4 protein-coding genes are annotated in these 5,031 nt (G+C 76.2%); 2 read left to right on the top strand and 2 right to left on the bottom strand.

What is annotated here, in order from left to right:
* Positions 1–486: methyltransferase domain-containing protein (locus AC5FZL_RS15375; protein ID WP_493619757.1), on the top strand; the 486-nt coding region annotated here is incomplete at its 5' end.
* 28 nt (positions 487–514) lie between these two features.
* Here AC5FZL_RS15375 and AC5FZL_RS15370 read toward each other — a convergent pair.
* Both AC5FZL_RS15370 and polA read right to left on the bottom strand, forming a co-directional pair.
* Entirely contained in the window at positions 515–1,699 is a 1,185-nt protein-coding gene (locus AC5FZL_RS15370; RefSeq protein WP_493619756.1) for a GGDEF domain-containing protein, read from the bottom strand.
* A gap of 50 nt (positions 1,700–1,749) precedes the next feature.
* A complete protein-coding gene (gene polA / locus AC5FZL_RS15365) occupies positions 1,750–4,566 on the bottom strand; it encodes a DNA polymerase I (RefSeq protein ID WP_493619755.1) in 2,817 nt (938 codons plus the stop codon).
* Between polA and AC5FZL_RS15360 the strand changes: the two genes are divergently transcribed.
* Positions 4,565–4,999 (top strand): hotdog fold thioesterase, encoded by a 435-nt coding sequence (locus AC5FZL_RS15360; protein WP_493619754.1) that lies wholly within the window; start codon positions 4,565–4,567, stop codon positions 4,997–4,999. The two genes, polA and AC5FZL_RS15360, sit on opposite strands and share 2 nt — an antisense overlap.
* The last annotated feature ends 32 nt before the right edge of the window (positions 5,000–5,031 follow it).

Below are 5,031 nucleotides of genomic sequence, written 5' to 3'. Positions count from 1 at the left end.
GACGCCGCGCTGGGCACCGCCGTCCCGGTGCTCCAGGCCGACGCTGCGGCGCTGCCCCTCGCGGACGGCTGCGTCGACGTGGCCTTCTCCGCGTACGGGGCGCTCCCCTTCGTCGCGGACGCCGGCGCGGTGCTCGCCGAGGTGGCGCGGGTGCTGCGCCCCGGCGGCGCGTGGGTGTGCTCCTTCACCCACCCGGTGCGCTGGGCCTTCCCCGACGACCCGGGGCCGGCGGGGCTGACCGCCGAGCGCTCCTACTTCGACCGCACGCCCTACGCCGAGCGCGACGGGGACGGCCGGCTGCTCTACGCCGAGCACCACCGCACGCTCGGGGACTGGGTGCGCCTCGTGGTCGGCGCCGGGATGGAGCTGCGCGACCTCGTGGAGCCGGAGTGGTCCGGCCCGCAGCAGCCCACCTGGGGCGGCTGGAGCGCGCTGCGCGGGCGGCTGCTGCCCGGCACCGCCGTGCTCGTCTGCCGCCGGCGCTGAGGGCCGGCGCCCGTCGTCGGCGGCGGGGTCACACCCCGGTGGGGACCTCGTCGCCGGCGACCACGCGGTCGCGCCCCTGCGCCTTGGCGCGGTAGAGCCGGGCGTCGGCGGTGGCCATCAGCGCCGCGGGGTCGCCGTGCGCGGGGGACGCCGTGGCGGCGCCGATGCTGGCGCTGAGGCGCGCCACGGCCGAGCCGGCCGGCGCCGCGGCCCTGTGCAGGCGCAGCTCCGCCAGCACCCGCTCGGCGACCTCGAGGGCGCCCGCCGCGCCGGTCCCCGGCAGGAGCAGGACGAACTCGTCACCGCCGTAGCGCGCCACCGCGTCCGACGCGCGGTGGGTGGCGGCGGTGAGGACCTCGGCGACCAGGCGCAGCACGTCGTCACCGCCCGCGTGCCCGTGCCCGTCGTTGACCTGCTTGAAGCGGTCCACGTCGACGATGACCAGGGACAGCGGCAGCGACTCCCGAGCGCAGCGCCGCCACTCGCGGTGCAGGAGCTCCGACAGCCCGCGCCGGTTGGCCACGCCGGTCAGGCCGTCCTCGCCGGCCAGGCGGGCGACGGCCTCCTGCTGCGCGAACAGCAGGCGCTCCCCCGTCCCGGTGCGGTGCACCGCCGCGAGCCCGACGAGGTTGAGCACCCCGAGCAGCACGAGCAGGTGCACGAGGTCGGCTCCGGTCGTGGCGCCCTGGTGCACCAGGGCGACGACGCCGCCGACCGACCACGCGAGGGCCAGTCCGGCGCTCTGGACGACGGGGAGCATGGCGTGCAGGTAGATCACGGCCGCCGTGACGACGACCAGCACACCGGCCCGCCGGGCCGACTCGGGCGCGTAGGCCAGTTCGGCGACCACGACCGAGCCGTAGAGGCCGATGGCCACGAGCAGGGCGCGGCTGAGCCGGTCGTAGCTGCGCGTGCGCCGGGCCAGCACGACGAGGGCCAGGGCGAGCACCACGAGGACGACGTTGTTGGCGGCCTCGACCGCGAGCGCGCCGCCGGGGCCGAGCCGCACCGCGCTGGCCGCGGCCGAGTAGCTGTTGTAGGCGACGACCGCGCCCGCGGCGACGGTGGCGTCGCGGCGCAGCCCGGGCAGCTGCTGGTCGCGGAAGCGCTCCTCGAGGGCGGGGTCGACCAGGCGCGCCGTCCACCGCGTCACGGCCGGCGGCGGGCCGCCCGGGCCCTCCGCCGGCTCCGGGTCGTGCACCGGGACCGCCACCCCCACCACGTCGGCCGATGGCCGGGCTCCCTTGAGCGCCCGGCCGCGGGTCAGTGGCCGGCCTCGTGCCAGGAGGCGCCCGCGCCGACCGAGACCTCCAGCGGCACCGACAGCTGCGCGGCGGCCCCCATCTGCTCGCGCAGGAGGGCCTCGACCGCCTCGGCCTCGCCGGCCGCCACCTCCACGACGAGCTCGTCGTGCACCTGGAGCAGGACCCGCGAGGCCAGCTCCTGCTCGCGCAGCGCGCGGTCGACCCCGAGCATCGCGACCTTGATCACGTCGGCGGCGGACCCCTGGATCGGCGCGTTGAGCGCCATCCGCTCGGCGATGTCCCGGCGCTGGCGGTTGTCGCTGGTGAGGTCGGGCAGGTAGCGGCGCCGTCCCAGGATCGTCTCGGTCCAGCCGGTGCGCCGGGCCTCCTCGACGACGCCGTGGAGGTAGTCGCGCACGCCGCCGAAGCGCGCGAAGTAGTCCTGCATCAGCCCGCGCGCCTCCTCGAAGGAGATGTTGAGCTGGCGGGAGAGGCCGAACTCCGACAGCCCGTAGGCCAGGCCGTAGGACATCGCCTTGATCCTCGCCCGCATCTCCGGAGTCACCTCCTCCGGCGGCACCCCGAAGACGCGGGAGCCGACGAAGCGGTGGAGGTCCTCGCCGGAGCGGAAGGCCTCGATGAGCCCCTCGTCCCCGGACAGGTGCGCCATGATCCGCATCTCGATCTGGCTGTAGTCGGCGGTGAGGAGCCGCTCGTAGCCGGGGCCGACGACGAACGCCTCGCGGATGCGGCGGCCCTCGGCGGTGCGGATGGGGATGTTCTGCAGGTTCGGGTCGGTGGAGGACAGCCGGCCCGTGGCGGCGATCGTCTGCTGGTAGGTGGTGTGGATGCGCCCGTCGTCGGCGACGGTCTTGAGCAGCCCCTCGACGGTCTGGCGCAGCCGGCTGGCGTCGCGGTGGCGCAGCAGGTGCTCGAGGAACGGGTGCGGGTTGCGGACGTTGAGCTCGGCCAGCGCGTCGGCGTCCGTGGTCCAGCCGGTCTTGGTCTTCTTGGTCTTGGGCATCCCCAGCTGCTCGAAGAGCACCACCTGCAGCTGCTTGGGCGAGCCGAGGTTGATCTCCTGGCCGCCGATGGCGGCGTAGGCCTCCTCCGCGGCGGAGGCGACGGCGGCGGCGAACTCGGCCTCCAGCGCCTCCAGGCGGTCGACGTCGACGGCGATCCCGACGTCCTCCATGCCGGCGAGCACGCCGACCAGCGGCAGCTCGAGCTCGCGCATCAGCCGCTCGCCGCCGCGCTCGCGCACCTGCTCGGCCAGCACGCCGGAGAGCTCCAGGACGGCGGCCGCGCGCACGCAGGCCAGCTCGCCCTCGTCGGGGGCGCCGTCGCCCTCGCCGGTGTCGAGCGTCAGCTGCCCGGAGTCGGCGACCGGCGAGGCGCCCTCGGCGCGCAGCTCGCGCTGCAGGTGGCGCACGGCCAGGTCGGCGAGGTCGTAGCTGCGCTGGTCGGGCTGGCAGAGGTACGCGGCCAGGGCGGTGTCGTCGGCCAGCCCGGCCAGGGGCAGGCCGCGCCCGGCCAGGGCGTGCATCGGGCCCTTGGCGTCGTGCATGACCTTCGGGGCCGCGGGGTCGGCGAGCCAGGCGGCCAGCGCCTGCTCGGCCTCGGGCGCGACCTCGCGCAGGTCGAGCCAGGCGGCGGAGCCGTCCCCGGCGGCCAGGGCCAGGCCCCAGGCGTCGCCGCGGCCCTCGCCCCAGCGGCCCAGCACCGAGACGCCGCACGGCTGGCCGCCGCCCGCGTGCGCCGCCAGCCACGCGGCCACGTCCTCGCCCTCGGGGCGGTCGGCGGTGAGGGTGAAGCCGCCCTCGGCGGACGGCTCGTCGGCGGAGAGGGTGGCGAACAGGCGGTCGCGCAGCACCCGGAACTCCAGGCCGTCGAAGACCCGGTGCACCTCCTCGCGGTCCCACGGCTGGACGGCGAGGTCGTCGACGGTCAGCGGCAGCTCGAGGTCGGTGACGAGGGCGTTGAGCCGGCGGTTGCGCAGCACCTGGTCGAGGTGGTCGCGCAGGCTCTGCCCCGCCTTGCCGGTCAGCTGGTCGGCCGCTGCCACGAGGCCGGTGAGGTCGCCGTGGGCGGCGAGCCACTTGGCGGCGGTCTTGGGGCCGACCCCCGGCACGCCCGGCAGGTTGTCGCTGCTCTCCCCCACCAGCGCCGCCAGGTCGGAGTAGCGCTCGGGGCGCACCCCGTAGCGCTCCTCGATGGCGTCGGGGGTCATCCGGGCGAGGTCGCTGACGCCCTTGCGGGGGTAGAGCACGGTGACCTGGTCGTCGACGAGCTGGAACGCGTCGCGGTCGCCGGTGCAGACGAGCACGTCCAGCCCCTGCGCGCGGGCCTGGGAGGTGACGGTGGCGATGACGTCGTCGGCCTCGTAGCCCTCCTTGGTCAGCACCGGCACGCGCAGCGCGGCGAGCACCTCGCGGATGAGCTCGACCTGGCCGCTGAACTCGGTCGGGGTGGCCGCCCGGCCGGCCTTGTACTCGGCGTACTCCTCGGTGCGGAACGTGCGCTTGGAGACGTCGAAGGCGACCACGAGGTGCGTGGGCGCCTCGTCGCGCAGGACGTTGATGAGCATCGACGTGAAGCCGTACACGGCGTTCGTGACCTGGCCGGTGGAGGTGGAGAAGTTCTCCACCGGCAGGGCGAAGAAGGCCCGGTAGGCCAGGGAGTGGCCGTCCACGAGGAGCAGGCGCGGCCGCTGCCCGACGGGGCTGCCGGCCGGCGCGGGCGGCGTCAGGGCTGGCGCCGAGGAGGGCGTCGAGGAGGGCGCGGAGGAGGGTGCGGAGGCCGGCGCGGTGCTCACACCTGCCAGCCTAGGGCGCATGGACGACACCTCTGCTGGTCCCGGCCCCGCGCACCCGGTGCTGGCCACCGCGGGCACGCTCATCGAGCGGATGGGCATCGAGCTCGTCTCGACCGACCCGCAGCGCCTCGTCGCGACCATGCCGGTGGACGGCAACACCCAGCCCCACGGGCTGCTGCACGGGGGCGCCTCGGTGGTCCTCGCCGAGACCCTCGGCTCGATCGGGGCGGCGCTGTCGGCCGGGCCCGGCCGCGTCGCCCTGGGGGTCGACGTCAACGCCACCCACCACCGGGCGGTGCGCTCGGGGACCGGCGCGGTGGTCACCGGCACGGCCGTCCCGCTCCACCTGGGGCGCACCACGGCCAGCTACGAGGTCGTCGTCACCGATCCGGACGGGCGCCGGGTGTGCACCGCCCGGATCACCTGCCAGCTGCGGGACGCCCCCGGCCGCTGACCGCCGGCACGGGAGCCGGGGCCGGCGCGGAG

This window comes from Quadrisphaera sp. DVD1 (assembly GCF_058932755.1).
The sequence above is the reverse complement of the archived record's forward strand: the minus strand, read 5'-3'. Positions and strand labels throughout refer to the sequence as shown.